Source organism: Streptomyces flavidovirens DSM 40150 (assembly GCF_000429085.1).
Taxonomy (GTDB): domain Bacteria; phylum Actinomycetota; class Actinomycetes; order Streptomycetales; family Streptomycetaceae; genus Streptomyces; species Streptomyces flavidovirens.
Window position 1 is genome coordinate 191,428 of record NZ_AUBE01000007.1, and the last position, 24,306, is coordinate 215,733.

At 69.5% G+C, this 24,306-nt stretch carries 22 protein-coding genes and 1 pseudogene; 8 read left to right on the forward strand and 15 right to left on the reverse strand.

Annotated elements, in window-relative coordinates:
- Window position 1 precedes the first annotated feature (1 nt).
- Together G412_RS0113980 and G412_RS0113985 are read right to left on the reverse strand one after the other, a co-directional pair.
- A complete protein-coding gene (locus tag G412_RS0113980) occupies window positions 2–790 on the reverse strand; it encodes a pectate lyase (protein ID WP_028812643.1) in 789 nt (262 codons plus the stop codon).
- Window positions 791–826: 36 nt separating this feature from the next.
- The gene (locus G412_RS0113985) at window positions 827–2,725 is read right to left on the reverse strand and encodes a rhamnogalacturonan lyase (RefSeq protein ID WP_028812644.1); all 1,899 of its coding nucleotides are present in this window, start codon (window positions 2,723–2,725) and stop codon (window positions 827–829) included.
- Window positions 2,726–2,928: 203 nt separating this feature from the next.
- Here G412_RS0113985 and G412_RS0113990 point away from each other — a divergent pair, with 203 nt between their 5' ends.
- Window positions 2,929–3,933 (forward strand): LacI family DNA-binding transcriptional regulator, encoded by a 1,005-nt coding sequence (locus tag G412_RS0113990; protein WP_028812645.1) that lies wholly within the window; start codon window positions 2,929–2,931, stop codon window positions 3,931–3,933.
- 27 nt (window positions 3,934–3,960) lie between these two features.
- On the opposite strand, the pseudogene G412_RS0113995 reads toward G412_RS0113990, so the two are convergent.
- The 6 genes and pseudogenes from G412_RS0113995 to yicI form a co-directional block, all read right to left on the reverse strand.
- Window positions 3,961–4,176, reverse strand: a pseudogene (locus tag G412_RS0113995) (hypothetical protein); the annotation flags it as partial.
- Window positions 4,177–4,320: 144 nt separating this feature from the next.
- Window positions 4,321–5,274, reverse strand: a complete 954-nt coding sequence (locus G412_RS0114000; RefSeq protein ID WP_028812647.1) for a carbohydrate ABC transporter permease — start codon at window positions 5,272–5,274, stop codon at window positions 4,321–4,323.
- Complete coding sequence (locus tag G412_RS34355) at window positions 5,271–6,209, reverse strand: ABC transporter permease (RefSeq protein ID WP_244282956.1); 939 nt, start codon at window positions 6,207–6,209, stop codon at window positions 5,271–5,273. Before G412_RS34355 ends, G412_RS0114000 begins: the two co-directional genes overlap by 4 nt.
- Window positions 6,206–7,870 (reverse strand): extracellular solute-binding protein, encoded by a 1,665-nt coding sequence (locus G412_RS0114010; RefSeq protein WP_028812648.1) that lies wholly within the window; start codon window positions 7,868–7,870, stop codon window positions 6,206–6,208. Before G412_RS0114010 ends, G412_RS34355 begins: the two co-directional genes overlap by 4 nt.
- A 436-nt stretch (window positions 7,871–8,306) precedes the next feature.
- Window positions 8,307–8,654, reverse strand: coding sequence for a hypothetical protein (locus tag G412_RS38010; RefSeq protein ID WP_078606959.1), 348 nt, complete (start codon window positions 8,652–8,654; stop codon window positions 8,307–8,309).
- A gap of 30 nt (window positions 8,655–8,684) precedes the next feature.
- Complete coding sequence (gene yicI / locus G412_RS0114015) at window positions 8,685–10,952, reverse strand: alpha-xylosidase (protein WP_028812649.1); 2,268 nt, start codon at window positions 10,950–10,952, stop codon at window positions 8,685–8,687.
- A 187-nt stretch (window positions 10,953–11,139) separates the two neighbouring features.
- On the opposite strand from yicI, the gene G412_RS0114020 reads away from it, so the two are divergent.
- Both G412_RS0114020 and G412_RS0114025 read left to right on the forward strand, forming a co-directional pair.
- A complete protein-coding gene (locus G412_RS0114020; RefSeq protein ID WP_028812650.1) occupies window positions 11,140–11,670 on the forward strand; it encodes a SigE family RNA polymerase sigma factor in 531 nt (176 codons plus the stop codon).
- A complete protein-coding gene (locus tag G412_RS0114025) occupies window positions 11,670–12,380 on the forward strand; it encodes a hypothetical protein (protein WP_028812651.1) in 711 nt (236 codons plus the stop codon). The genes G412_RS0114020 and G412_RS0114025 overlap by 1 nt, the downstream gene beginning before the upstream one ends.
- Window positions 12,381–12,392: 12 nt before the next feature.
- On the opposite strand, the gene G412_RS0114030 is transcribed toward G412_RS0114025, so the two are convergent.
- The 3 genes from G412_RS0114030 to G412_RS0114040 are packed head-to-tail and all read right to left on the reverse strand — an operon-like array spanning window position 12,393 to window position 17,135.
- Window positions 12,393–14,021 carry a GMC family oxidoreductase gene (locus G412_RS0114030; RefSeq protein ID WP_028812652.1) on the reverse strand — a complete coding sequence of 543 codons (1,629 nt, stop codon included), beginning with the start codon at window positions 14,019–14,021 and terminating at the stop codon, window positions 12,393–12,395.
- Between the two features lie 52 nt (window positions 14,022–14,073).
- Complete coding sequence (locus G412_RS34360; protein WP_037648766.1) at window positions 14,074–15,678, reverse strand: APC family permease; 1,605 nt, start codon at window positions 15,676–15,678, stop codon at window positions 14,074–14,076.
- A complete protein-coding gene (locus tag G412_RS0114040) occupies window positions 15,666–17,135 on the reverse strand; it encodes an aldehyde dehydrogenase family protein (RefSeq protein ID WP_028812653.1) in 1,470 nt (489 codons plus the stop codon). Before G412_RS0114040 ends, G412_RS34360 begins: the two co-directional genes overlap by 13 nt.
- 219 nt (window positions 17,136–17,354) lie before the next feature.
- On the opposite strand from G412_RS0114040, the gene G412_RS0114045 reads away from it, so the two are divergent.
- Window positions 17,355–17,537, forward strand: a complete 183-nt coding sequence (locus tag G412_RS0114045) for a hypothetical protein (protein WP_028812654.1) — start codon at window positions 17,355–17,357, stop codon at window positions 17,535–17,537.
- Between the two features lie 73 nt (window positions 17,538–17,610).
- Window positions 17,611–18,153: an MOSC domain-containing protein gene (locus tag G412_RS0114050; protein WP_028812655.1), complete on the forward strand. Its 543-nt coding sequence runs from the start codon at window positions 17,611–17,613 to the stop codon at window positions 18,151–18,153.
- Window positions 18,154–18,159: 6 nt separating this feature from the next.
- On the opposite strand, the gene G412_RS0114055 is transcribed toward G412_RS0114050, so the two are convergent.
- The 3 genes from G412_RS0114055 to G412_RS0114065 form a co-directional block, all read right to left on the reverse strand.
- Window positions 18,160–19,533, reverse strand: a complete 1,374-nt coding sequence (locus tag G412_RS0114055; RefSeq protein WP_028812656.1) for a tannase/feruloyl esterase family alpha/beta hydrolase — start codon at window positions 19,531–19,533, stop codon at window positions 18,160–18,162.
- A gap of 202 nt (window positions 19,534–19,735) precedes the next feature.
- Entirely contained in the window at window positions 19,736–20,581 is an 846-nt protein-coding gene (locus G412_RS0114060; protein WP_028812657.1) for a hypothetical protein, read from the reverse strand.
- An 84-nt stretch (window positions 20,582–20,665) separates the two neighbouring features.
- A complete protein-coding gene (locus G412_RS0114065; protein WP_244282991.1) occupies window positions 20,666–20,917 on the reverse strand; it encodes a hypothetical protein in 252 nt (83 codons plus the stop codon).
- A 158-nt stretch (window positions 20,918–21,075) separates the two neighbouring features.
- Between G412_RS0114065 and G412_RS0114070 the strand changes: the two genes are divergently transcribed.
- A complete protein-coding gene (locus tag G412_RS0114070; protein ID WP_028812659.1) occupies window positions 21,076–21,975 on the forward strand; it encodes an oxygenase MpaB family protein in 900 nt (299 codons plus the stop codon).
- Window positions 21,976–22,026: 51 nt separating this feature from the next.
- On the opposite strand, the gene G412_RS0114075 is transcribed toward G412_RS0114070, so the two are convergent.
- A complete protein-coding gene (locus G412_RS0114075) occupies window positions 22,027–22,641 on the reverse strand; it encodes a class I SAM-dependent methyltransferase (protein WP_028812660.1) in 615 nt (204 codons plus the stop codon).
- A 240-nt stretch (window positions 22,642–22,881) separates the two neighbouring features.
- Here G412_RS0114075 and G412_RS0114080 point away from each other — a divergent pair, with 240 nt between their 5' ends.
- Window positions 22,882–23,295 carry a roadblock/LC7 domain-containing protein gene (locus G412_RS0114080; RefSeq protein WP_028812661.1) on the forward strand — a complete coding sequence of 138 codons (414 nt, stop codon included), beginning with the start codon at window positions 22,882–22,884 and terminating at the stop codon, window positions 23,293–23,295.
- 108 nt (window positions 23,296–23,403) lie between these two features.
- Window positions 23,404–24,294, forward strand: coding sequence for a DUF6397 family protein (locus tag G412_RS34365; protein ID WP_051338336.1), 891 nt, complete (start codon window positions 23,404–23,406; stop codon window positions 24,292–24,294).
- The last annotated feature ends 12 nt before the right edge of the window (window positions 24,295–24,306 follow it).

A 24,306-nucleotide genomic window follows, 5' to 3' on the forward strand; every position in this document is an offset into this window, starting at 1 on the left:
GTCACCTGTAGACGATGTTCGAGGACGTGTAGTTGCAGTGGGTGCCGTCCGGGCCCGACCCGTTCTCCTTCGGCTCGGCTCCCGTGTTGTTCCCGATGTACTTCTGGCACGGCACGATCTTCCTGCCACTGTCGCCGACTATCGTGATGTTGCGCAGCGCCGCGGTGTCGCCGTAGTTGGTGTTGATGCCGACGAGGCGCGAGCCCGGGTAGGTCACCTCGATGTTGTCGAAGATCGAGGTGCGCTTGTACTGGGTCGAGCAGTTGCCGCACGAGCGGTAGAGGGTCTTGAAGTCCTGGACGGCGAACTTCGAGACGACCAGCTTGCCACCGCCGTTGTGCTGGAAGACCTTGTCCGCGGCCTTCTTCGCGCCGCCGCCGTACACCGTGTAGACGGCGGAGTTCCCGCCCCTGAAGGTGGCGGCGTCCTCGCCGACGTCCTCCCACCAGACGTTCTGCAGCGTGCAGCTGCCCTTGCAGTGGATGCCGTCCGCGCCGGGCGCGCCGATGATGACGTTCTTCAGCGTCGCCCCGTCGGCGAGCTCGAAGATCGGGTCCTGGCCCTCCTCCTGGCCGTCGCCGGCCAGCTCACCGGATCCGTAGTACTTCTTGAGGCCGCCGTCCCTGACGCCGGAGACGGGGATGGTCTTGGGCACCGCCTGGCTGCCGTTGGGTGTCGGCCAGGTCGCGGCGGAGGCGGTGGGCGCCAGGGTGGTGATGCCCAGGACGCCGACGGTCAGCGCCACGGCGCTCACACGTCCTATGGACCTCTTCTTGTGCTGGGAATTCATGGGGGGTTTCCTCTCCGAGCGGAATCTGATGGGGCATCACGGGGTGTAGACGGACGGCCGCGGCGCTGTGGGCATGCCGCCGCCGATGAAGAAGCTGGTGTGCGGGGGCTGGTTGTACGCCGTGTTCTGCCAGGCCAGGCCGGTGCGGTACATCGGGTCGTGCAGCAGCGTGGTGATCCGCGTGCTGGTCCGGTGCGGGGTGGAGTAGATCCGCAGCGCCGTGTTGTCCGCCGTACGCCAGACCACCTCCTCGCGCCAGTCGCCGATGATGTCGCCGGAGAGTGCGGGGGTGGCCTTGCTGCCGTTGTTGGACGAGACCGAAGAGCCCGTCAGCAGCCGCGTCTCACCGCCCGTGCCGTACTTGTCGATACGGGTGCCGTCGAGGAGCTCGCGGGTGGTGTCGCCGTCCCACCAGTTGACGAAGTTGATGCTGGACGGCTCGCGGCCGAGCGAGCCGCCGGTGGCGGACCGCAGTGTGGTGTCCGACGCCGACCAGGACTCGGCGCCGGCCGACCCCGCGTAGACGTCGGCGGAGACACCACGGCCGTTGTCGCCGCCCGACGCGGTCTGCCACAGGACCTGTCCGGTACGGGCGTCGGCCATCCAGGAGCTGGGCTTGGAGCTGTCCTCGGACACCTTGAAGTACTCCAGCCCGGCGCGGGACGGGTTCAGATCGCCGACATGCCCGGCGTCGCCATGGCCGAGCTTCGTCGTCCACAGGCCGTTCCCGTTGTCGTCGACGGTCATCGCCCCGTAGACGACCTCGTCCTTGCCGTCGGCGTCCACGTCCGCGATGGACAGGCTGTGGTTGCCCTGCCCGTCGTAGCCCCTGCCCGCGTTGGTCGACGCGCTGGAGTCGAAGGTCCAGCGCCGCGTGAACCGCCCGCCCCGCCAGTCCCAGGCCGCGATCACGGACCGCGTGTAGTAGCCGCGCGCCATGATCAGCGACGGCCGGGTGCCGTCCAGGTACGCCGTCCCCGCGAGGAAACGGTCCACCCGGTTCCCGTACGAGTCGCCCCAGGACGAGACCGTCCCACGGGCCGGGACATAGCCGACCGTACCCATCGCCGCACCGGTCTGGCCGTTGAACATGGTCAGGTACTCGGGCCCGGAGAGGATGTAGCCGCCGCTGTTGCGATGGTCCGCGCTCGCGGAGCCGATCGTCGTGCCGCGGCCGTCGACGGTCCCGTCGGCGGTCTTCATGGCCACTTCGGCCTTGCCGTCGCCGTCGTAGTCGTACACCTGGAACTGTGTGTAGTGCGCGCCCGATCGGATGTTGCGGCCGAGGTCGATCCGCCACAGCCGGGTGCCGTCCAGCTTGACGCCGTCGACGATGGTGTTGCCGGTGTAGCCGGACTGCGAGTTGTCCTTGGCGTTGGTCGGCTGCCACTTGAGCACGAAGTCGAGCGCGCCGTCCCCGTCGAGGTCGCCGACGCTCGTGTCGTTGGCCTCGTAGGTGTACGCCACCCCGTCCGGCGTCCGGCCTCCGGGCGGCGGGGAGATCCGTACGTCCTTGTAGCCGGCACGGAACTGCACGGCATGTACGGAGTCACCCTGCTCCACGCCGTTCACGACCGCGCGCACCGTGTAGTCGGCGGAGTTGGGGGCTCCGGCGTGGAAGTAGTTCGTCGAGCCCGTCACCGGTGTGGAGTTGACCTTCGTACCGGCGCGGTAGACGTTGAACGAGACGTTGTCCGGGTCGGTGCCCAGCCAGCGCCAGCTGACCAGATTGCCACTGCCGTTGTGAACGCTGACCACTCCCCGGTCGAGTGCCTCGACCTGGCGGGCGGGCCCGGCGGCGCCCGCCTCCGTCGAGGACAGCGAGACCAGGCCGGCCGCCGAGAGCACTGCGGCCAGGAGCGCGCTGACGGATACGCGGGTGCGGGTGGGGGGTCTGCGCCGGGGGCTGCGCTGGTGTCCTGCTGGTGGTGTCATGGACTGCTCCTGCGGGTGGGGGGAAGCGCCGCATTCCAGTTGCCGCAGGGTTACGGAAAGGTTGCCGCCCCCAGCCGCGTCGGTAATCCGGTACTGTGCCGTCGAAGCGCTTCGACGAGCCTATGGACATGTGACAGCCCTGGGATTACGCTCGAAGCCCCACACTGTCGAAGCGCTTCACCTTGCCAGCCTTGGAGAGCAGAATGGTCACCCTCGCCGATGTCGCTCAGCATGCCGGAGTCTCCGCCAGCACGGTGAGTTACGTCCTCAGCGGCAAGCGGTCCATCTCCGCCTCCACCAGGGAACGGGTGGAGCGCAGCATCGACCAGCTCGGCTACCACCCCAACGCGGGCGCCCGCGCGCTCGCCAGCAGCAAGTCCAACATCCTCGCGCTCATGGTGCCACTGCGCACCGACATGTACGTGCCGGTGATGATGGAGATCGCCATCTCGGTGGCGACCACCGCACGCGCCCATGGATACGACGTACTGCTGCTCACCGGCGAGGAAGGCCCGGCCACCGTGCGCAGGATCGAGGGCAGCGCACTGGCCGACGCGATGATCCTGATGGACGTCGAACTGCACGACGACCGGCTGCCGCTGCTGCGCGAGACCGGCCGCCCCGCCGTGCTCATCGGACTGCCCGCCGACCCCTCACGGGTGAGCTGTGTGGACCTCGACTTCGCCGCGGCGGGCGCCCTGTGCGTGGAACATCTGGCCGGGCTCGGTCACCGCGACATCGCCGTCATCGGCGAGGCGCCGGCGGTCTACGAAAGGCACACCGGCTTCGCCGAGCGCACGCTCGCCGGCCTGCGCGAGCGCGGCAGGGAACTCGGTGTGCGGCTGCTCCACCGCCCCTGCGAGGGCAGTTACGCCGCTGTCGCCGCGACCCTCGCCCGGGTCCAGGAGGAACGCCCCGGCACCACGGCCTTCGTCGTACAGAACGAGGCGGCCACCGATCCGCTGCTGGCGCTGCTGCGCCAGCAGCGCCGGGCCGTGCCCGAGGACGTATCGGTGATGGCCATCTGTCCCGACCAGGTGGCCGCGCACGCCTCGGTGCCGCTCACCGCCGTCGCCGTCCCCGCCCAGGAGCTGGGACGGTACGCGGTCGAGCAGGTCGTTGCCAAGATCGAGGGACGCGGCTCCGACGAGGTCGTGCTGCTGGCGCCCGAGCTCACCGTGCGCGAAAGCACGGGCCCCCGGCCGTGACCGGGGACCCGGCTCAGGTACCGCCGGTCAGCCGCTCTTGACGGAGAACGCGTTCGTCCTGAAGTCGAGGCCACCGGAGACCGAGGTGATCTCGTAACCGAACTGCACGTCACCGATGGTCTCGTTGCCCCACCAGCCCTTGACGTCCTTGATCCAGCGCAGGACGGGCAGGATGTTCACCGTGCCGGCCGAGGAGTCCGACGTACGCAGGAACGAGAAGACCTCGTTGGCCCGCCGGCCGCCGGGACGCAGGGTGCGTCGTGCCATGGTGTCCCTTCCATGGGTGGGGGGATGCCGCGCCCTCGCGGCGAGGGCGCGCTCGTCGTCGGCGCCGCGGTCGGCGAGGACCGGGGATGCGGATCCGACGGGAGTCTGTGGGGCTGGCGGTCAGCCCTTGACGGCGCCGATCAGCATGCCCTTTCGGAAGTGCTTCTGGACGAACGGCGACATCACGGCGACGGGGATCAGCGCCAGGATCATCACGGCCATCTGTACGGCCAGACTGCTGAGTGCCCCGCTGCTGACCGCCTGACCCATGGCGCCCGGCGGTACCTGGTGCTGCAGCACGAGCTGACGCAGGATCATCTGGAGCGGGTACTTGTCGCTGTCCTGGATGTAGAGCATGGCGTTGAACCACTGGCTCCAGTAGCCGACGGCGTAGAAGAGGGAGATCACCGCGACGACCGCGCGGGACAGCGGCATGACGATCGTGAGCAGGATGCGCCACTCCCCGGCGCCGTCGATGCGGGCGCTCTCGATCAGCTCGGGAGCAGTGCCCATGAAGAAGGCGCGCAGCACCAGGATGTTGAAGACGCTGATCGCGCTCGGCAGGATCATCGACCAGTAGCTGTCCTGGAGCCCGATTCCGGTGACCAGCAGATACGTCGGGATGAGCCCCGCGCCGAAGAACATGGTGACCATCAGCAGCATCAGCAGCGGCCGGTGACCGAAGGAATTGCCTCTGGACAGACCGTACGCGCACAGTACGGACACGGCCATGCTGAAGAGGGTGCCGACCACGGTGAGCCCGACGCTGACCAGCGCCGCGCGGGTCACCGCGCCACCGCTCAGCAGGGCCTCGTACGCCTCGAAGGTGATGGTGCCGGGCCAGACGACGAGACCGCCGGCCTCCGTGATGGTCTTCTTGTCCGACAGGCTGGTGACGAGGACGACCCACAGCGGCCCGAGCACGACCAGGCAGATCGCGACGAGCGACACACCCTTCAGACCCTGCCCGATCCTCGTCGGCTCCTCCTCCCACACCGGGCGCCGGCCGGTGCGGTCTATTCGCTGCAGCGGGGTTTCCCGCACGCCCTGCGGATCCATGAGTACGGCGGTCATCGTTTCGAGTACACCCCCTGCTCACCCAGCATGTGGGCGACCTTGTTGGCCAGCAGCACCATGAGCACGCTGAACACACCCTTGAAGATTCCGGCGGCGGTCGCGTAGCCGAAGTCACCGGTCCTGACGCCCGTCCACCAGATGTACGTGTCCAGTACCTCCGCCGCACCGGGCCCGACCTGATCACGCTGGAGCAGGATCTGCTCGAAGTCGAGGTTGAGGGCGCTGCCGACGCGCAGCACCAGCAGCAGGGCGATCACCGGCCGCAGCGCGGGCAGCGTCACGTGCCACATGCGGCGCCAGCGCCCGGCCCCGTCCACGGCCGCCGCCTCGTACAGCTCACTGTTGACGGCGGCGAGTGCCGCCAGGAATACGATCACTCCCCACCCGGCGTCCTTCCACACCGACTGGGCGGTGAGCAGGAACTTGAAGAACCCAGGATCGGTCATCAGGTCGAAACCCCCGATGCCCCGCTCGCGCAACTGCTGCGCGATGAGTCCGGCGCCACCCAGCATCTGCTGGAAGACGGTGACGACCAGTACCCAGGAGAAGAAGTGGGGGAGGTAGATGATGCCCTGCACCCAGGCTCTGACCCGGTCGTTGAGCACGCTGTTGAGCAGCAGGGCGAGCGCGATGGGGAGGGGGAAGAAGAGCACGAGCTGGGTGAAGAAGATCACCAGGGTGTTCACCAGTACTTCCCAGAACCGGTTGTCCAGGAAGAGCCGTTCGAAGTTGTACGTCCCCACGAACGGGCTGCCGGTGATGCCCGCGCCGTACGGGTCGTACTCCTGGAACGCGACCACGTTGCCCAGCAGCGGCACGTAGTTGAAGACAAGCAGCAGCACGACGGCCGGCAAGGTCATCAGGAGCAGCGTCCGGTCCCGCAGGAACCTCTGGCGGCGGGTGATGCCACGGGCGAGTTCCAGATCCTTCACCTGCCGGAGCCCTGCTTCTCCAGGATGTCGGCGTACCACTTGCGCAGTTCGTCGCCGCCGCTCTTCTTCCACGTGTTCACGGCCTCCTCGATGTCGCTGACCTTCTTCCGGCCGCGCCGGATGTCCTTCTGCAGGTCGTCGAAGGGCGTGTAGAGGGAGGCGTAGCGCTGCGGCTCGACGATCTGCATGCCGAAGAAGAGCGGTTTCCTGACGTGGGGGGCCTGCCGGGCCATCCAGCCCGCGTACTCCTTCACCACCTCGGGGAAGTCGGGGTACGCGATGACGTGCGGCGGGGAGGCGAAGAACAGGTACGTGGCGGGCTGGGCCTCCTGGATGCCACGGTCGGTGCGGACCGGGACCCCGTCCTTCGTGGTGTAGTGGGTGCCTTCGACGCCGAAGTTGATGAGCTGGAACTCCTTGGTGCCGTACGGGGCCGCGATGTAGTCGACCAGGGCCAGCAGCTCCTCGATCCGCTCCTTCGGCAGGTCCTTGTTGATGAAGGAGAAAACCCCGGCCGGCGGGTCCTGGTAGAGGACCGGCTTGCCGCCGTCGGCGCTGAAGAGGTCCAGCGCGCGCATGTCGAACTCGGGGTTGGCCTTGGCCTGTTCCGAGGCCAGGCCGTGCCAGCTACCGGTGCCGTCGTTGTACATCAGCGTGCCGCCGCCGGTGAACCGGATCTTGGCGTCGGCGTCCTTGTTGGCCTCTGCGTCGGGGTGGACCACCCTCGCGTCGTGCAGCTTGCGGGCGAAGGCGAGGGCTTCCCGGTACTCGGCGGTCTCAATCTTGTGCACAAGCTTGTCGCCGTCGAGCTGCCAGTAGTGGGGGGCGTCGGGCAGGAGGCCGAACATCTTCTGGATACAGACCCACAGATCGTCGAAGGCCCACCGTTTCCTCCTGGCGTCGGTGTACTCCCTGCCGAAGGCGAGCAGTTCATCGGCGCTGGTGGGCAGCGTCGCACCGAGCCCGTCGAGGAGGTCCTTCCGATAGAAGATCGCGTTGCCGATGACCGGCGAGGGCATCGGCAGTCCGCGCAGCTTGCCGCCGAAGACGGACATCTGCCAGGCCCCGGTGGGGATGTTGGCGAGGTTCGGGTACTTCTCGACCTTGTCGCCGGAGAGATACGGCCCCAGGTCGGCGAACTTGCTGACGACCGCGTTGCGGATCTGGCCCTGCATGTTCCAGCCGGGGATCGTGACGATGTCCGCGATGTCGGACCCCGCGAGTACGGCGCCGATCTTCTCCTGGTAGGTGTTGCCGTCCTGCGGGTCGAACCGGACAGTGGCGCCAAGGGCCTTGTTCACGGCGGTGTAGTAGGCGTTGTCCTTCTTGGGCACGGTTCCCCAGATGGGGGTCATGGCCTTGAAGGTGCCGCCCTTGCCGGGCGTCCCCTTGACCGAGGTCGCCAAGGGGTCGGGCAGCTTGGTGTAGCCGGCGCTGGAGCCGTTGACGCCCGGTATGTCCGGGTCGGACAGGTTCGTTGGTACGTACTTCGGGAGGATGGCTTTGAGCGCCTTGCCCCCGGTCGCACCTTCCTTGCCGCCCTGCGCGGGCCCGCCGCAGGCGGCGAGCAGCGGAAAGCCGCCTGCCACCGCTGCCGCGGCGACCGCCGTGGAGGCGAGGAAGCTTCTGCGGCTCGGGGTGGAGGGGGAGTTCGGCGTCATTGCGTCAACCCTTCATGGCGCGCCAGGACACCCGGCGGAAGGCCGCCGGTCGGCTGCAGTGGCTGAAGTGAAACTGGCGTATCGCCAGAACCGTCGAAGCGCTTCGATGTTGCTGCGAGGTTAAGTGAACGCTCGGGAGCGCACAAGGGTTGAAGGCAACATTGGGCATTGCTTGTACGCGTATTGACACACAAGCTCCACGAACAAGAGCATCGAAGCGCTTCGAATAACCCGCTCCTCCCTCGCAAGAGAACCGCACGTGACCGCAGACCTGACCGCAGACGTGACCGCACACCAGCCGCCGTTCCCGCGAAGCGCGGATCGGTCGAAGGTGTCGGGTGACGCGGTGGCCCCGGTGGCCGGGAGCTGTACCGGCGAACTCGTCTTCCGGGGCTGCGGCTTCGGCGCTGGTGCGGCGGAGGTCTCGGTGACGGTCTCAGCGGCGGCGCCCGGCGGCCCGTACGCGTACGAGGTACTGCGCGCCGCGATCGAGGTGTCCGGGCTCCAGGAGATCCGGGCGGAACTGCGCGGCCCGATCCGCCTGACCGAGATCAACTTCGCGGCCTGGCGCCCGACGGGCTGGATGGCGCGGCACCGTCCAGCTCCTCGGGCGTTCGAGGAGCGGGGACCGGGGTGGAGTCCCGGTCACGGGAACGGGCGGTGGGGGAAAGGCGCCGCAGGCGCCCGCCGTGACGCCCGCGCCCGCCGTGACGCCCGCGCCCGCCGTGACGCCCGCGCCCGCCGTGACGCCCGCGCCCGCCGTGACGCCGGCGCCCGCCGTCACCCCCGCGCCCGCCTCACCCCACCAGCCGCCTCACCCCACCCGCAGCGTCACCTCGCCCGAGCCCTCCGCTGCCGAGTCGCCCCACTCCACCCGGAACGGCCGTGCCGACCCCTGCGCCGTGGCCCGCACGCGGTCACCCTCGCGCACGATCCGGAACGCCGCCGCATCCGCACCCGTCTGGTCCGGCACCGTCACCACGCACTCCAGCGAGGCCGGCGGGGCGTACAGCCGCAGGGTCAGCCCCTCCAGCCAGTCCCCGTCCGGCCGCTGGTCGTCCGCGCCCAGCGGCAGCACCGCCCCCGGCCGCACGAAGAGCGGCAGGCTGTCGAAGCCGTACGTCTCCTGCCGCCACACCGGACCGGTGACCGTCTCACCGGTCAGCAGATGCGTCCACGTACCGGACGGAACGTAGTACTCGACCGATCCGTCCGCGCTGAAGACCGGCGCGACCAGCAGATCCGGCCCGAGCATGTACTGCCGGTCCAGCGGCCGGCACGCCGGATCGTCCGGAAACTCCAGCAGCATCGGCCGCATCACGGGCACGCCCGTCCGATGCGCCTCAACAGCCGCCCCGTACAGATACGGCATCAGCCGGTGCTTGAGCAGCGTGAACCGCCGCGCTACATCCACCGCTTCCTCGCCGAACGCCCACGGCACCCGGTACGACACATTCCCATGCAGCCTGCTGTGCGAGGACAGCAGCCCGAAGGCGAGCCAGCGCTTGAAGACGTCCGGGTCGGGCGTTCCCTCGAAGCCGCCGATGTCGTGGCTCCAGAAGCCGAAGCCGGACAGGCTGAGCGACAGACCGCCGCGCAGCGACTCGGCCATCGCGTTGAAGGAGGCGAAGCAGTCGCCGCCCCAGTGCACCGGGAACTGCTGCCCGCCCGCGGTCGCCGAGCGCGCGAAGAGCACCGCTTCGCCGCCGCCGCGCTCCTTCTCCAGGAGTTCGAAGACCGTCCGGTTGTAGAGGTGTGTGTAGTAGTTGTGCATCCGCTCGGGGTCGGAGCCGTCTTTCCACACCACATCTGTCGGCACGCGCTCGCCGAAGTCCGTCTTGAAGCAGTCCACGCCCTGGTCGAGCAGCGCCCGCAACTTGCCCGCGTACCACTCGCGGGCGGCCGGGTTGGTGAAGTCGACCAGCGCCATGCCGGGTTGCCACAGGTCCCACTGCCAGATGTCGCCGTTGGCCCGCCGCACCAGATAGCCGGCCTCGGCCCCCTCCGCGAACAGTGTGGATTTCTGCGCGATGTACGGGTTGATCCACATGCTGATCCGCAGTCCCCGCTCCTTGAGCCGGGCCAGCATGCCGTCCGGATCCGGGAAGACCTCGGGGTCCCACTGGAAGTCCGACCACTGGTATTCGCGCATCCAGAAGCAGTCGAAGTGGAAGACGGACAGCGGGATGTCCCGCTCCGCCATGCCGTCCACGAACGACGTGACCGTCTCCTCGTCGTACGCCGTGCAGAAGGAAGTGGTCAGCCACAGCCCGAACGACCAGGCGGGCGGCAGCGCGGGCCGGCCGGTCAGGGCGGTGTAGCGGGAGAGAACGTCCTTGGGTGTGGGCCCCGCGACGACGTAGTACTCCAGCGACTGGTCCTCGACGCTGAACTGCACCTGCCCGACCGACTCCGAGCCGACCTCGAAGGAGACCTTGCCGGGATGGTTGACGAAGACGCCGTAACCGCGTGAGGACAGGTAGAACGGGACGTTCTTGTACGCCTGTTCGCTGCTCGTTCCGCCGTCGGCCTGCCAGAGATCGAGGCTCTGGCCGTTCCTCAGGTACGGGGTGAAACGCTCCCCGAGGCCGTAGATGTTCTCGCCCACCCCCAGGGCGAGTTGGGCGACCATGTGGTGCCCGCCGTCCGGTGTCGTCGCGAACGCGGTGCCTTTGGTCTCGACGCCGGTGAGCCTGCGCCCCTGCCCGTCGAGGAAAACCGGCCCCCATGGCCGCGCCGTGTCGAGCCGCAGAGTCAGCGGCCCGCTCGTCAGCTCGGTGACCGTGCCGTCCCGCCGGGTGGTGGCGGCGGTGCCCGCGTCCGCGCCGGGCAGCTCGAAGTCGGGCCCGCGGTGGGCCTTCCCCGCGTGATGGGTGGCGCGTACGCCGATGACACCCTCGGCCGGCGAGAAGCACTCGACCGTGATGAGCGGGGTGTTGAGCGTGGCGCCGCGGTGCTCGACGCGTCTGACGGCGGCGTACGCGGTGACGTGGTCGGGACTGACATGCAGATCGCGGACTTCGGTGGCGTATGAGGCGTGCACGCCTTCGCGCATGAGCCAGAAGCCGTCGGTGAACTTCACAGTGGTTCCTTGTGGGATCAGGCGAGGCAGGACAGCTGCCGTTCTCCGGCACCATTTTGGTCGTGCGACGAACAAATTACGTGACGCCGCGTCTCCGGACCAGAGAAACCGGCGCACAATTAAACAGGGCACCAAACAAATACGTACTCGCCAGCGAACACTTACCGCAGGGCAGGGGAGGACACCCGTGGACGCAGGTGCGCCGGATGCCGCCGTGGAGTTCCATGACTTCTTCGAGCGGCACCACGCCGGACTCGCCCGCCTCGCTCACCTCCTGACGGGGGACGCCGACGCGGCCGACGACCTGGCGGCCGACGCGCTGGTCGCGCTCTGGCACCGCTGGGACCGGGTACGTGCCGCCGATCACCCCGCGGCGTACGCACGGGGTGTCGTCGCCAACCTCGCGCGCAGCCGGATCCGCAGCGCCGTACGGGAACGCCGCCGGGTCGCGCTCTGCTGGCCGCATCGCGTCGAGTACACGGACGGCCCGGACATACCGGCGGTCGTCGACGTCCAGCAGGCGCTGCGCACACTGCCGTTCCGCAAACGCGCCTGCGTGGTGCTCCGCCACGCCTTCGACCTCTCCGAGCGGGACACGGCGCTGGCTCTCGGCATCTCGGTCGGTACGGTGAAGAGCCAGACGTCGAGGGGCGTGGCGCAACTGGAGAAGCTGCTGGGCAGCGATACCGCCGCGGAACTCGTGGGAGAGAGGTACTGATGGACGAGCTCCGCCGGCAACTGCGCGAAGCGGCCGAGGCGCACCGGCCCGACCGCGCGCGCATGCTCGCCAGGGTGGAGCGCGCCATGACACCGCGCCGGCCCGGCCCGCCGGACCGCCACGCCGGGGCCTCGGCGTCCTGGCTCCGCATCACGGGCGCGACGGCCGCCGTGACGGGGCTGCTGGTGGCCGGCGGCTACGCGGTGGCTTCCGCGACGCGGGACGAGAGGCCCACGCACTCCGTCGCCCCACCGCCCCCGGCCCGGACCCCGGCCCCGCCGGCGACCGGCGCCGACCGGGCCGAGGACGCCTACCTGCGGGCCGACGGCTTGGTGGACCCGCACAGCAATCGCTACTGGGCACAGAGCAACGTAAGGGTGAAGACGCGACAGCCCCTCACCGCGCTCACGGTCGAACTGAGCGTCACCCAGACAGGCGGAGTCGCCGACACCGGTAGTTGGCGCTCTCTGCCGGCCGGCGACTTCACCGTCTCCGTACGCGAGGAGAACGGCGCCCTTGTCTTCCGCTGGTCACTCAAGGCCGGCCGTACGGTCCCCGCCGGACAGCATGTCTTCGCCGGGCAGTACAACCACGCGGAGGGCGGCCGGGACGCGGGAGGCGATACGTTCAGCGCGTCCGCGACAGCGCGGACGAACGGCGAAAAGGCCACGCTGCACGGCGATTTCACCAGCACGGACGCCTACGGGTGACCCATGGGGGAATCAGCCCGCGAGGGAGGACCCCCTGGCCGCCTTGATCATGTCGGCGCACTTCTCGCCGATCATCATCGTGGTGATGCACGGGTTGGCCGTCGTCAGGAACGGCATCACGGACGCGTCCGCCACCCGCAGCCCCCTGACGCCCTTGACCCGCAACTGCGGGTCGAGCGGCGAGCCGGCGTCGTCCGCCGCGCCCATCCGTACGGTGCCCGCCGGGTGGTATACGGTGTTGTGCGTCTCGCGGATGTACGCGAACAGCTCCTCGTCGGTCGCGGCGTCCGGGCCGGGCGCGAGCTCGGTACCCGTCCAGTCCGCCATCGGCGCCTGGGCGGTGATCTCGCGGGCGAGCCGCAGCCCGTACGTCATCACGCGGATGTCGTGCTCGTGGGTGAAGTAGCGCGGGTCGACCTTCGGCTTGTCCCGGTAGTCGCGGCTGCGCAGCCGGACCGTCCCCTGCGAGCGCGCCCGGGTGACGTTCGGCGTCAGGCAGAAGGCGTTGTCCGTCGTCGGATAGCCGCGCCGGTAGGTGTTCAGGTCGAACGGCACCGAGCCGTAATGGAACATCAAGTCCGGCCGATCCAGGCCCGGTTCGGTGTCCACGAAGATGCCGATCTCCCACCACTGGGTGGAGGAGGTGACCATGGGCTGCTTCGCCTCCCACATGATCACGCCCTCCGGGTGGTCCTGGAGATGGGAGCCGACGCCGGGGGAGTCCACCCGTACGTCGACGCCGCAGTCCCGCAGGTGCTCGGCGGGCCCGATACCGGAGAGCATCAGCAGCTTCGGTGAGTCGATGGCGCCGCAGGCCACGATCACCTCACGGCGGGCCCCGACCGCCCCGGTGTGAATGGTGTCGGGCTGCAGGTACTCCACGCCCGTGCACCGCCGGCCGGTGTGACCGCGACCGTCGCCGTCACCGTTGCCGTCGCCGTCGCCGTCGTCGAACAGGAGGCGCCTGGCCTGCAGCCCCGTACGTACCTCCAGGTTCGGCCGCTTCCCGAGGACCGGGTGGAGGTACGAGACCGAGGCGGACGAACGGGTCCCGTCCGGGCGGGAGTTGATCTGGAACCAGTGGGCGCCGCGCACCACGGTCTTACCGGTGTTGAACGGCATGATGGGAATGCCGGCTGCCACACAGGCTTCGAGCAGAGCCGCGCCACACGGGTCCTTCGGCGCAACGGTACGGATGGTCACAGGGCCCGAGCGGCCGTGGTGGTCACCGGGCGCGTCGTTGGTCTCCAGGCGCTGGTAGAGGGGGAAGCACTCCGCGGCACTCCAGCCCGTACAGCCCAGCGCGCCCCACTCGTCGAGGTCCTCGGCCGGTGCCCAGAAAGCGATGCAGGAGTTGTGCGAGGAACAGCCGCCGAGCACCTTGGCGCGGGCGTGCCGCATGAAGCTGTTGCCGTTCTCCTGAGGTTCCACCGGGTAGTCCCAGTCGTAACCGGAATCCAGCAGGGCCATCCACCGGTCGAGCCGCAGGATGTTGTCGTCGCCGACGTCCGAAGGCCCGGCCTCCACGACGCAGACGGTCACGTCCGGGTCCTCGGTCAGCCGCGCGGCGACGACGGCGCCTGCGGTACCGCCTCCGACGACGACATAGTCGTACTCGGGCAGGGGGCTTGCTGAGGGCATTGCGTCTCCAGGATCAGTGGATCGGCGGATCGGCTAATCGGCGGATCGGCGGTCAGGGGGCGGCCGACGGTGGCGCGGTGGTGTCCGCGGCCTCGAAGCGGTGCTCGTCGAGCACGCCCGTCTTGTGCCGCTGTACGAACCAGTAGTAGGCGAAGCCGCCGAGCGCGACGATCCCGATGAAGAGGAACGCTCCCCACCGCAGGTACCAGTGCTGCGGCCCCGTCGCGTTGTACACCTCCGCGCGCGGCCAGGCGAGGTTGACCGACATGGCGGTGCCCCACAGCACGGCAAGGACGTTGACCGGCAGGCCGAACCGGCCGAGCGAGAAGTTGCCTTCCGCGGGCCGCCATCCGCCGCGCAGCCGCTTGAGCAGCATGGGTACGGTGACCATGAGGTAAGCCACGTAGATCATGATGATCGCGATGCTGGTGATCACCGAGAAGATCTGTGGCTGGTTGATGTTGATCACCAGGATGACGACCGCCACGAAGCCGATCAGGACGGCGGGCACCACGGGCGTCTGGAACCGGGGACTGACCCTGGCGAGCCGTGAACCCGCCGGCAGGTTGTTGTCCCGTGCCATGGCGAACATCAGCCGGATACCGGCGGCATGCACGGCCAGCACGCAGACCGTGATCGCGACGACCACCGCCCAGAGGAAGATCTCGCCGATGGTCGAGCCGAGGGTCTCCAGTACGACGTACTGCAGACCGCCCGTGGACAGCTCCTTCGCCGCCAGGTCGGGTACGGCCATCAGGGCGAAGAGCAGGATGAACCCGCCGATGAGGAAGGACGCGACGAGGGCCCGCAGGATGGCGTGGGGTGCGTTGCGGCCCGGGTTGTGGGACTCCTCGCCGAGTGACGACGCCGTGTCGAAGCCGTACATGACATACGCGGAAGCCAGCGAGGCGGTCAGAAAGGCGCCGAAATAGCCCAGGTTCTGGCCGCTGCCGAGTCCGTACGTCTGCGTCAGGACGCTGCTGGGTCCGCGGGTGATGTGCGCCGCGAGGAAGATGATCAAGGCGACGGCGGCGATCAGCTCGATGAACACCCCGGCGGAGTTGATCCGGGCCATGAGCTTGACGCCGAACGCGTTGACCAGGGTGGAGAAGAGGACGAGCACCGAGCCGAGGAGTACGGCGTTGGCGGCCGCGTCGGTCCTGCCGCTGCCGTCACCGACGAACTGGAACCAGTCGTCGATCTGCGGCAGCGTGATCTGGTACGCGAGTGCCACGGCGGAGAGCGTGACCATGGTGGCCGTCATCATCATCCAGCCGCCGAGCCAGCCGATGTGCGGGCCGCCCATGGTCTTGGCCCAGTTGTAGACCGAGCCCGCGACCGGATAGCGGGCGGCGAGCTCGCAGAAGCACAGGGCCACCATAAGCTGCCCGGCGAAGACCATCGGCCAGGACCACCAGTAGGCGGGACCGCCGAAGGTCACGCCGAAGTAGAAGAGCTGGAAGGTGCCGGTGAGGATCGAGATGTAACTGACCCCGGCGGCGAAGGTGTGGAAGTTGCCGAGGGTGCGCTTGAGTTCCGGGCGGTAGCCGAGCTCGCCCAGGGCGTCGTCGTCGTGCTGGGTCTGGGTCCGGGCAGGGGCTTGCGGTCCGGAGTCCTCCGGTCCCCTTCCGCTGGTGTCCGTACTCACTCGAACCACCTCAGCGGACTCGGCGCGAGATTGCGCCAGATGTGCTTGGCCTCCTGGTACTCGGCCAGACCGGCGGGGCCGAGCTCGCGGCCGAAGCCGGACTGCTTCATTCCGCCCCATTCGGCCTGGGGGACGTACGGGTGGAAGTCATTGATCCATACGGTCCCGGCCCGCACCCGTGACGCCACCCGCTGCCCCCGCGCCACATCCCCGGTCCAGACCGCGCCGGTCAGCCCGTAGAAGGTGCCGTTGGCGAGCGCGACGGCCTCGGCCTCGTCGCGGAACCGTTCGACGGTGAGTACCGGGCCGAACGACTCGTCCCGTACCACCGACATCCCGGCAGTGCAGTCGTCCAGCACGGTCGGCAGGTAGTAGAAGCCGTCCTGAAGGGCCGGGTCGTCGGGCCGGGCGCCGCCGCAGCGCAGTACCGCGCCCTCGGCAAGCCCTGCCGTCACGTAGGCCTCGACCTTGTCGCGGTGCGCCGCGGAGATCAGCGGTCCGCTGCGGGCGTTCTCGTCGAAGGGGCCACCGAGCGGGATCGCCCGCGCGCGCCGCACCAATTCGTCGACGAACGCGTCGTGCAGGTCGTCCTGGACCAGCAGCCGCGCCCCGGCCGAACAGACCTGTCCGGAGTGCAGGAAGATGGCCATCAGGGCGTAGTCGACGGCGGCCTCGAAGTCCGCGTCGGCGAAGACGATGTTCGGGTTCTTGCCGCCCAGCTCCAGGGCGATCTTCTTCACCGTCGGCGCGGCGGCGGCCATGATGCGGCGTCCGGTGACGAGCCCGCCGGTGAACGACACCATGTCGACGCGCGGGTCCTCGCTCAGGGGCGCACCCGCGGTCGGTCCGGCGCCCAGGACGAGGTTGGCGACTCCGTCGGGCAGCCCGGCCTCGGCCAGCAGCTTCATCAGCATGATGGCGGTGTGGGGGGTCAGCTCGCTGGGCTTGAGCACGAACGTGTTGCCCGCCCCGATCGCCGGAGCGACTTTCCAGGCGGTCTGCAGCAGCGGATAGTTCCATGGGGTGATCAGCGCGCAGACGCCGACCGGTTCGTGCACGACTCTGCTGTCCACGTCCGTGTTGCCGGTGTCGACGATCCGGTCGGAGCCGCCGGAGGCCGTCAGGTTGCCGAAGTAGCGGAAACAGTGGGCGATGTCGTCCATGTCGTACTCGCTCTCGACGAGCCGCTTCCCGGTGTCCAGGGATTCGGCTCGCGCGAACGCGTCCTTGTCGCGTTCCAGCAGGTCGGCGACGCGCAGCAGCAGCTGCCCGCGCTCGTCGGCCGGGGCCGTCGGCCAGGGGCCGCGGTCGAAGGCGTCACGGGCCGCGGCGATCGCCGCCGAGACGTCCTTCGGGCCTGCTTCGTCGACGGTCGCCACCAGGGTGCCGTCGGCGGGGCAGCGGATCTCGCGGACCTGCCCGTCGGCGGCGGCGGTCCATGTGCCACCGATGAACAGCTCGGGCATGGGGGCTCCTCCGGGTTCGGAACGCTCCGCGAACACGCACTTCCGTGAACAAAGACTTTTCCGTGAGCAGGGCTCTTCCGTGAACAAAGACCGTGAACAAAGACTAAGGACGCCCGGCGGTCTTCGCAGTGCGGGAGCCGTCATCCGGCGGAACTGTGGCGCGGGCGCGCACGTTACCGGAGCATGAAAGCGGCAACAGCCGCGAAGGAGGCGTCGGAGATGTCGAAGAGCGCGAAGGTGGCCACCGGTGGTGTGGTGGTGGGCATCGCCCTGATCTGGCTGGTCGGGTTCTGGCCCGCCCTGCTCGTCATGATCGGTGTGCCCGTCGCGGCGTACCTGCTGCTGGACAACTCGCAGCGCCGCAGGCTGCGCCGGGTCACACGCAAGGAGATCGGCCGCTGACCGGGCCCGGAACCGTGCCGGGATAGGGTCCTGGAAGGATCAAGTACCAGCGCGGTCGAGGGGAGTTCCGTACATGGGCGGCACCGTAACGGCGGTCAGCAGCAACGGCGAGTACTCGTTCACCAAGCCCAACCGCGACAGCATCACGCTGCTGGCAGGGCTCGGCGTGGAAGGCGACGTGCACGCGGGGACGACGGTCAAGCACCGTTCCCGCGTCGCGCAGGACCCCACCCAGCCGAATCTGCGCCAGGTCCACCTCATACACGAGGAGCTGTTCGGCGAGCTGCTCCAGGAGGGCTTCACGGTCGAGCCCGGCCAGCTCGGCGAGAACATCACCACCAGCGGAATCGACCTGCTCGGACTCCCCGAAGGCACCCTGCTGCACATCGGTGCGGAAGCGGTCGTCGAGGTCACCGGCCTGCGCAACCCGTGCCTGCAGATCGATGCCTTCCAGGACGGTCTCCTGAAGCAGGTCGTAGGCCGCGACGCGGAGGGCAACATCGTGCGCAAGGCCGGGGTCATGAGCGTCGTCAAGGTGGGCGGTACGGTACGGCCCGGCGACCGGATCGAGGCCGTCCTGCCGGCGGAACCGCACCGCCCCCTGGACCGCGTCTGAGCCCGCTCAGCTCAGCGCGCAGGAGTTGACCACATCCGCACCGCCCGCGGGCCTGCCGACCGTCCGGTCCGCGGGCGGAGCGCTGCCGTCCGCCACCCACGCCACGAGCGCCGTGAACGCGGAGCGGTAACAGGGCAGGACCGGCCGCAACCGCTCCGGATACGTGTCGTAGAGCGAGTCGACATGCGTGCCGCCCTCGACGGTGTAGTAGCGGTGCAGCCGGGAGCGGCCCCGCTCGGTCACCATCCGCTCGTACACGTCGGAGTCCGTGGCGATCGGCAGCAGCGTGTCCAGGTCACCGTGCAGCGTGATCAGCGGCTTGCCGATCCGTCCCGTCAGCGCGACCCGCCCGACCGCGCGGTGTACGGACTCCGGGCGCGCGGCGTAGCCGTACTCCGCGTCCGACGCACAGGGCGCGAGGATCTCCGGCAGCGTCGCACCGGCCGAGGGCCCCGGACAGGCCGGGTCGTACGACGGGTCGAACTCCGCGCGGTAGATCTTCTGCGTCAGGCCCCAGTACGCCTTCTCGTGGTACGGCCACAGGAACTGCGAACCCGGCGCGAAACCGGCCTTCAGGAGATCATCGTCCGTGGCCCGGCCGAGGCTGCGGGCCACCGTGACCGGCAGGGAGCCGAGGAGGCCACCGCCCTCGGCGGTCCACAGGGCGCCCTCCCAGTCCACCCCGCCGTCGTAGAGCGCGGGATGGTTCTCCAACTGCCAGCGCGTCAGATAGCCGCCGTTGGAGATGCCCGTCATATAGGTACGCCGGGGCGCGTGCCCGTACCACTGCGCGACGGTCCTGCGTGCCGCGCGTGTCAGTTCCGTGGTACGCCGGTTCCACTCCGCCACCGCGTCACCGGGCCTTCTGCCGTCCCGGTAGAAGTCGGGGCCGCTGTTCCCCTTGTCGGTCGCCGCGTACGCGTACCCCTGAGCCAGCACGTGGTCGGAGATGAGGGCATCGGTCGCGTACTGCCTGCGGGTACCGGGCGCACCCGTGACGACCAGACCGCCGTTCCAGCGAGCGGGCATCCGGATGACGAACTGAGCGTCGTGCCGCCACCCGTGAGTGGTGTTGAAGCGCGAATCGTCGGGGAAGTAGCCGTCGATCTGTGCGCCCGGCACACCGGAGGGGTTCTTCGTACCCTTCGCGGACAGCCCCACCTGGTCGGCCATGTCGGTGTACGCGGTGCCCGCCAGCCCCGCGGTGGTCAAGTCGGGCAGACAGGCCACGCGTTGATGTACCGCCCCCGGCACGGCGGGCCGGTGCTGCCGAGCGCAAGGCCCGGCCTCGGGGGCACGGGCCTCGGCGCCCGCGGAGCCGATGGTGGTCAGCGCCATGAGAAGTGCGGCGACGAGCGGGACGCCTCTGGACGGGCGCATGGGAAGCCTCCGGGTTCACTGCGGGAAGACGGGGCGCAGCGCCACATCGTCCTGTCCCCTCACCCCGCCCGGCCATGGGCCCGGCCCACACGGCGCAGGACCCGGACATGGGGGCCGTCCACGTCCCGGACCCCGACACGTCGGTGGCAGCGCTTCTCGTCGATCCGGGGGACTGCCTGCTGACCGGTGGGGGCGGCGGCTGTCAGGCGGGCCGTACAGCGATCTTGTCGAGCGCCTCCAGCAGACCGGGCAATTCGGGGCCCCGGCCGACCGGCAGAACCTCACCCGGCTCGTCGTCCAGCAGCACAAAAGCGATGTCGTCGGTCCTGGCGACCACGGACCAGCCGGGACCGTCGGCCCGCAGCGTGCGTGCCTCGCCGGACGCGAACGTCGAACGCACCCGCCCCGGCGGTGGCGGGGCGTTCACGTAGCCGTGCAGCTCTTCGATCACACGCCGCACACCGGAGTGCGCATGGCCGGCGTGCGGATGGTCACCGGGGGCGACGAACGTCTCCTCGTCGTCGATCTGCTCGCGCCAGGCCGCCCACTGGAGCGCGATCTCGTCGGCGCCGAGCCGCCGCTGGGCGGGACCCCATTCGTCCGTGTCGGGCGGTGCGAGAGGGGACGGCTCACGCTGCCCGTCAGGTCCGTTGCCGGGGACGGGGTCGTGCGGGTGCGGCAGACCGGGAGCGGCCACCGCGAGCGACAGCGGCCAGCCGGGCAGGCCGGCGACGACCGTGCGCTCGTCCGGCGACAGGTCGTACTCCATACCGCAGTCCCAGGAGGCGATGGCGACCGCCACCAGCGACACGTCGTCGATCACTACGGTCCACCGCGCACCCGTGCCGTCCTGGCCCAGGACCAGGCCGTACCCGTCGGCGTACGGCTCCAGACCGAGCGCCGCACAGGCCTGCGGATAGTCGTCGCCGAGCACGCTCGGGAACTGCGCGGGCGTCAGCAGCACCGCGGTCAGCACGAACAGCGCGTCCTCGGCGTCCTCAGCACTCTCGGCGGTGTCGGTGTCGGTGTCGGTGTCCGGTCCGGTCACGGCACGCTCCTTCGGATCGGTCGTCGGCGCACCCTAACCAGTGAGTAACCCCCTCGTCGAGGTCCACCGGCGAAAGAACCCGCGTCAGGCAGCCGGGAGCCCGAGGAGCGTACGGGCCACGCTGTGCGGTGACTCGCCGCGCTCCCGCGCGAGCGCGATGACCGCCCGGCAGGCCAGTTCGTTGACCCCGAAGGAGAGCGCCTCCGGAGAGACCCAGCCGGACGCCTCCTCGATACGCGGCTCGTCGTCCTCCGCGCAGGCGGACACGTAGGCCGCGGCCGCCTCGAAGATGTTGTGCTGACGCGTTCCCGGCTGCGCCGCGGCCTGCGCCCGCACCGCGCCACCGGGACGCGGTCCGAAGAGCTTCCCGAATCTGTTCCGTACGTTGTCGAACACGCGGACCGCCTTCCCCCTGACTGGTTGGATCGCCGGCACTTCAAGTGTGCTCCTCCAACGTAGAGTTGGACCCCCGGTGACAGAAGGGGGACGGTGCGTTGAAGCGTTACGACCGGCTGAAGGAGATCCAGCGGCTCGATCCGGAGAAGGACTTCCTGACGATCTACCGGCTCACCGCGACGTACGAGTTCCCGTGGGACTACACACGTGCTCTGGAGCTGGCCCTTTACCGCACGTACGCCGTGCCCGGCATCGGCCGCCTCCTCGCCGTGACGGCAGAGCTGACCGACCGTTCCCAGAAGCGCTACGACGACACCGCGCTGCTCCTGGACACCGTCGTGGAGCACGGCTTCGACACGGAGGACGGCCGCACCGCCATCCGCCGTATCAACCAGATGCACCGCAGCTACGACATCAGCAACGAAGACATGCGCTATGTGCTGTGCACGTTTGTCGTCATGCCGAAGCGCTGGATCGACTCGTACGGATGGCGACGGCTGTCCGACCACGAACTGCGGGCCTCCGCCGCCTACTACCGCATGCTCGGCAAGCACATGGGCATCAAGGACATTCCGCTCTCCTTCGAGGGGTTCGAGCGCTGCCTCGACACGTACGAGACGGAGCACTTCGGCTGGGACGAGGGGGCGCGCAAGGTCTCGGACGCGACGCTCGCGCTCATGGCGTCCTGGTATCCACGCCCTCTCGCGCCGCTGATGCGCGGCGCCAGCCTCGCTCTCCTCGACGACGCGCTCCTGCGCGCCTTCCGCTACGACCCTCCGGCGCCCGCTGCCCGCGCGGTGGTCAGGGGCGCCCTCCGGTTGCGTGCCCGCGCCGTGCGACTGCTGCCGCCGCGCGGCAAGCCGCACTACGCCCGGCAGAACCGCGAGATCAAGGGTTACCCCGGCGGCTACACGGTCGCGAACCTGGGGACGTTCCCGACGCCGGGGACGGGAGGCTGCCCGGTTCCGCACACCGGGCGCTCGGCCGCCGCCGAGTGACTCCCCGGCGGCGCGGCCGGACCGGCCGGCCCGGCACGACCGGTTCCTGGCTCAGTCCTGGCGAACGGCGAGCGCCAGGAACCGGTCGTTCTCGTCGGTGTACGACGTCATCCGCCACGCGGAACCCGCGAGCAGCGGCCGGAGTCGGGGCTCGGCCCGCAGGTCGTCCGGGGTGATCTGCCGGCCCTGGCGAGCCGCGAGGGCCGCACGGCCGATGGGGTGGAACAACGCCAGCAGGCCACCGGGCCGCACGGTCCTGGCCAGCTCGCGCAGATTTTCCGCGGGCCGGGGGAGATGCGAGATCAGGCCGGCTGCGAAGACGGCGTCCAGGGCACCCGTCCGTACCGGCAGCCGGGCGACATCGGCGATCAGCAGCTGCGCGGCGCGGTGGCGTCCCGCCAGCACGGCGGCCTCCAGCATCGCCGGCGTGATGTCGGCTCCCAGCACCGAGCCGCCGGGGCCCACGGCGTCACGGAGGAACGGCAGGGCGCGCCCTGTGCCGCAGCCAGCGTCGAGTACGGCGTCACCGGGCCGCAGCCCGAGGTCGGCCACCGCGGCGGCGTAGGCCGGTCCGTCGTCCGGGAAACGGGTGTCCCAGTCCGCGGCGCGGGCCGTGAAGAACGCCTGAACGTGCGTGGGGTCATCGTGTGTGTGGTCATCGGCCATACGCACATCGTCCCCCAGGTTCCCGGAAGCTCAGGCAAGGTCCGCGAAGCCTCGCCACCGCGCACCGCGCACCGCACTGCGCGGCTGTCTGCGTTGGCGTCGTACGTGCCCAACTCACCGGCGGAGCATCGGGGGTCCCTCCAGCACCGGCGGAAACACGTGGTTGCCGCGACGGCGTCAGTGGGGAAGGCTTGTCATCGATCAGGGCAACGGGGAACAAATCAACGGGGAGGCCGCAACATGGCGCTGGACAAAGGACTCGACTGGCTTCTGGACGACCTGACCGACCGGGTCGAGCACGTGCGGCACGCACTGGTGCTGTCCAACGACGGCCTGGTGACTGGAGCGAGTACGGAGCTGGCGCGGGAGGACGCCGAGCACCTGGCGGCCGTGTCGTCGGGACTGCACAGCCTCGCCAAGGGATCGGGCCGGCATTTCCGGCTCGGAAAGGTCCGCCAGACGATGGTCGAGTTCGACGAAGGGGTTCTCTTCGTCACCGCGGCCGGCGACGGCAGTTGTCTGTGCGTGCTGAGCGCCGCCGAGGCCGACATCGGTCACATCGCCTACGAGATGGCACTGCTCGTCAACCGTGTCGGCGAGCACCTCGGCGTGGCGGCGAGGCAGCCGGGAACCGCTGCGGGAACCGACATCTGACCTGCGCGTACTCGCCCGGCCCGAAAGTTGTCCACAGGCCGGGCGGGCAGCGCGCCATTCAGGCTACGGTCGTCACCGAGAGTATTCAGATCTCACGGGGAGAAGACCATGGCCGTACAAGAAGCACACCTCACCGCCGTCGCGGCACAGGCCGGCAAGCCGCTGTCCGCAGCCAGGGCCGCCCAGGAGCTCGGCCTGAAACGAAGCGAGTTCGACCTTGCCGTTCTGCTGGGCCACATCCGCACCACGGTCGACGCCGATGGCAGCCACCGCCGGGTCGCCCGCGAGGAGCTCGACCGGCTCCAGGCGGCGGACCCGCAACAGGAGACGCTGAGTGAGCGGGTGCGGACGGTAGGCACCACCGAGGGCGCGCAGCTGATGGACATCAGCCCCGTCCGGTTCGGCAAGCTCGCCCGCGCCGGATACATGACGCCCGTCAAATTTTACTTGAACCGCTACCGGGCCGTGGTCTGGCTGTATCTGGCCGAAGAACTGGCGGAGTTGGCCACCCGCGAGCCCGGCCTGCTCACCGGCAGGTCCCCGCAGAAGATGCGCGCCGTACTCGACGCGGGGGAGGACCGCCGCGCCCGCAACTGGCGGAGCCGACGCCTGGCTCTGCTGACGCGGCAGACCGAAGACCCTTGGGAGCAGGCGGCTATCACCAGCTCCGTCCTCGACCCCGTCCAGCTCGCGGAGGTCGTCGACGACCCCTACGAGCGCGCGTACCTCAACAAGCTCCGGCCGGCACTCGTGGGGCGCCACGGCGAATCGCCCCCCACGCGCGAGGCCATGGACCGCCTGCTGCTGGCCGACGATCCGGACGAGATCCTCTGGCAGCGGGTGAGCCTGGCGCTGCTCCTGGACGAGGCGCGCGAGCACCGCACGGCACCGCGCCCGGAGACCAGCCGGTCTCTGCCGCCCCCTCTCCCCGAAACGCCCCGCGGGCTGCGCGCCTGGCTGCGCCGCAGGAAGGCCCCCGGCGATCCGGCACCGTCGTGACACCCCCAGGGG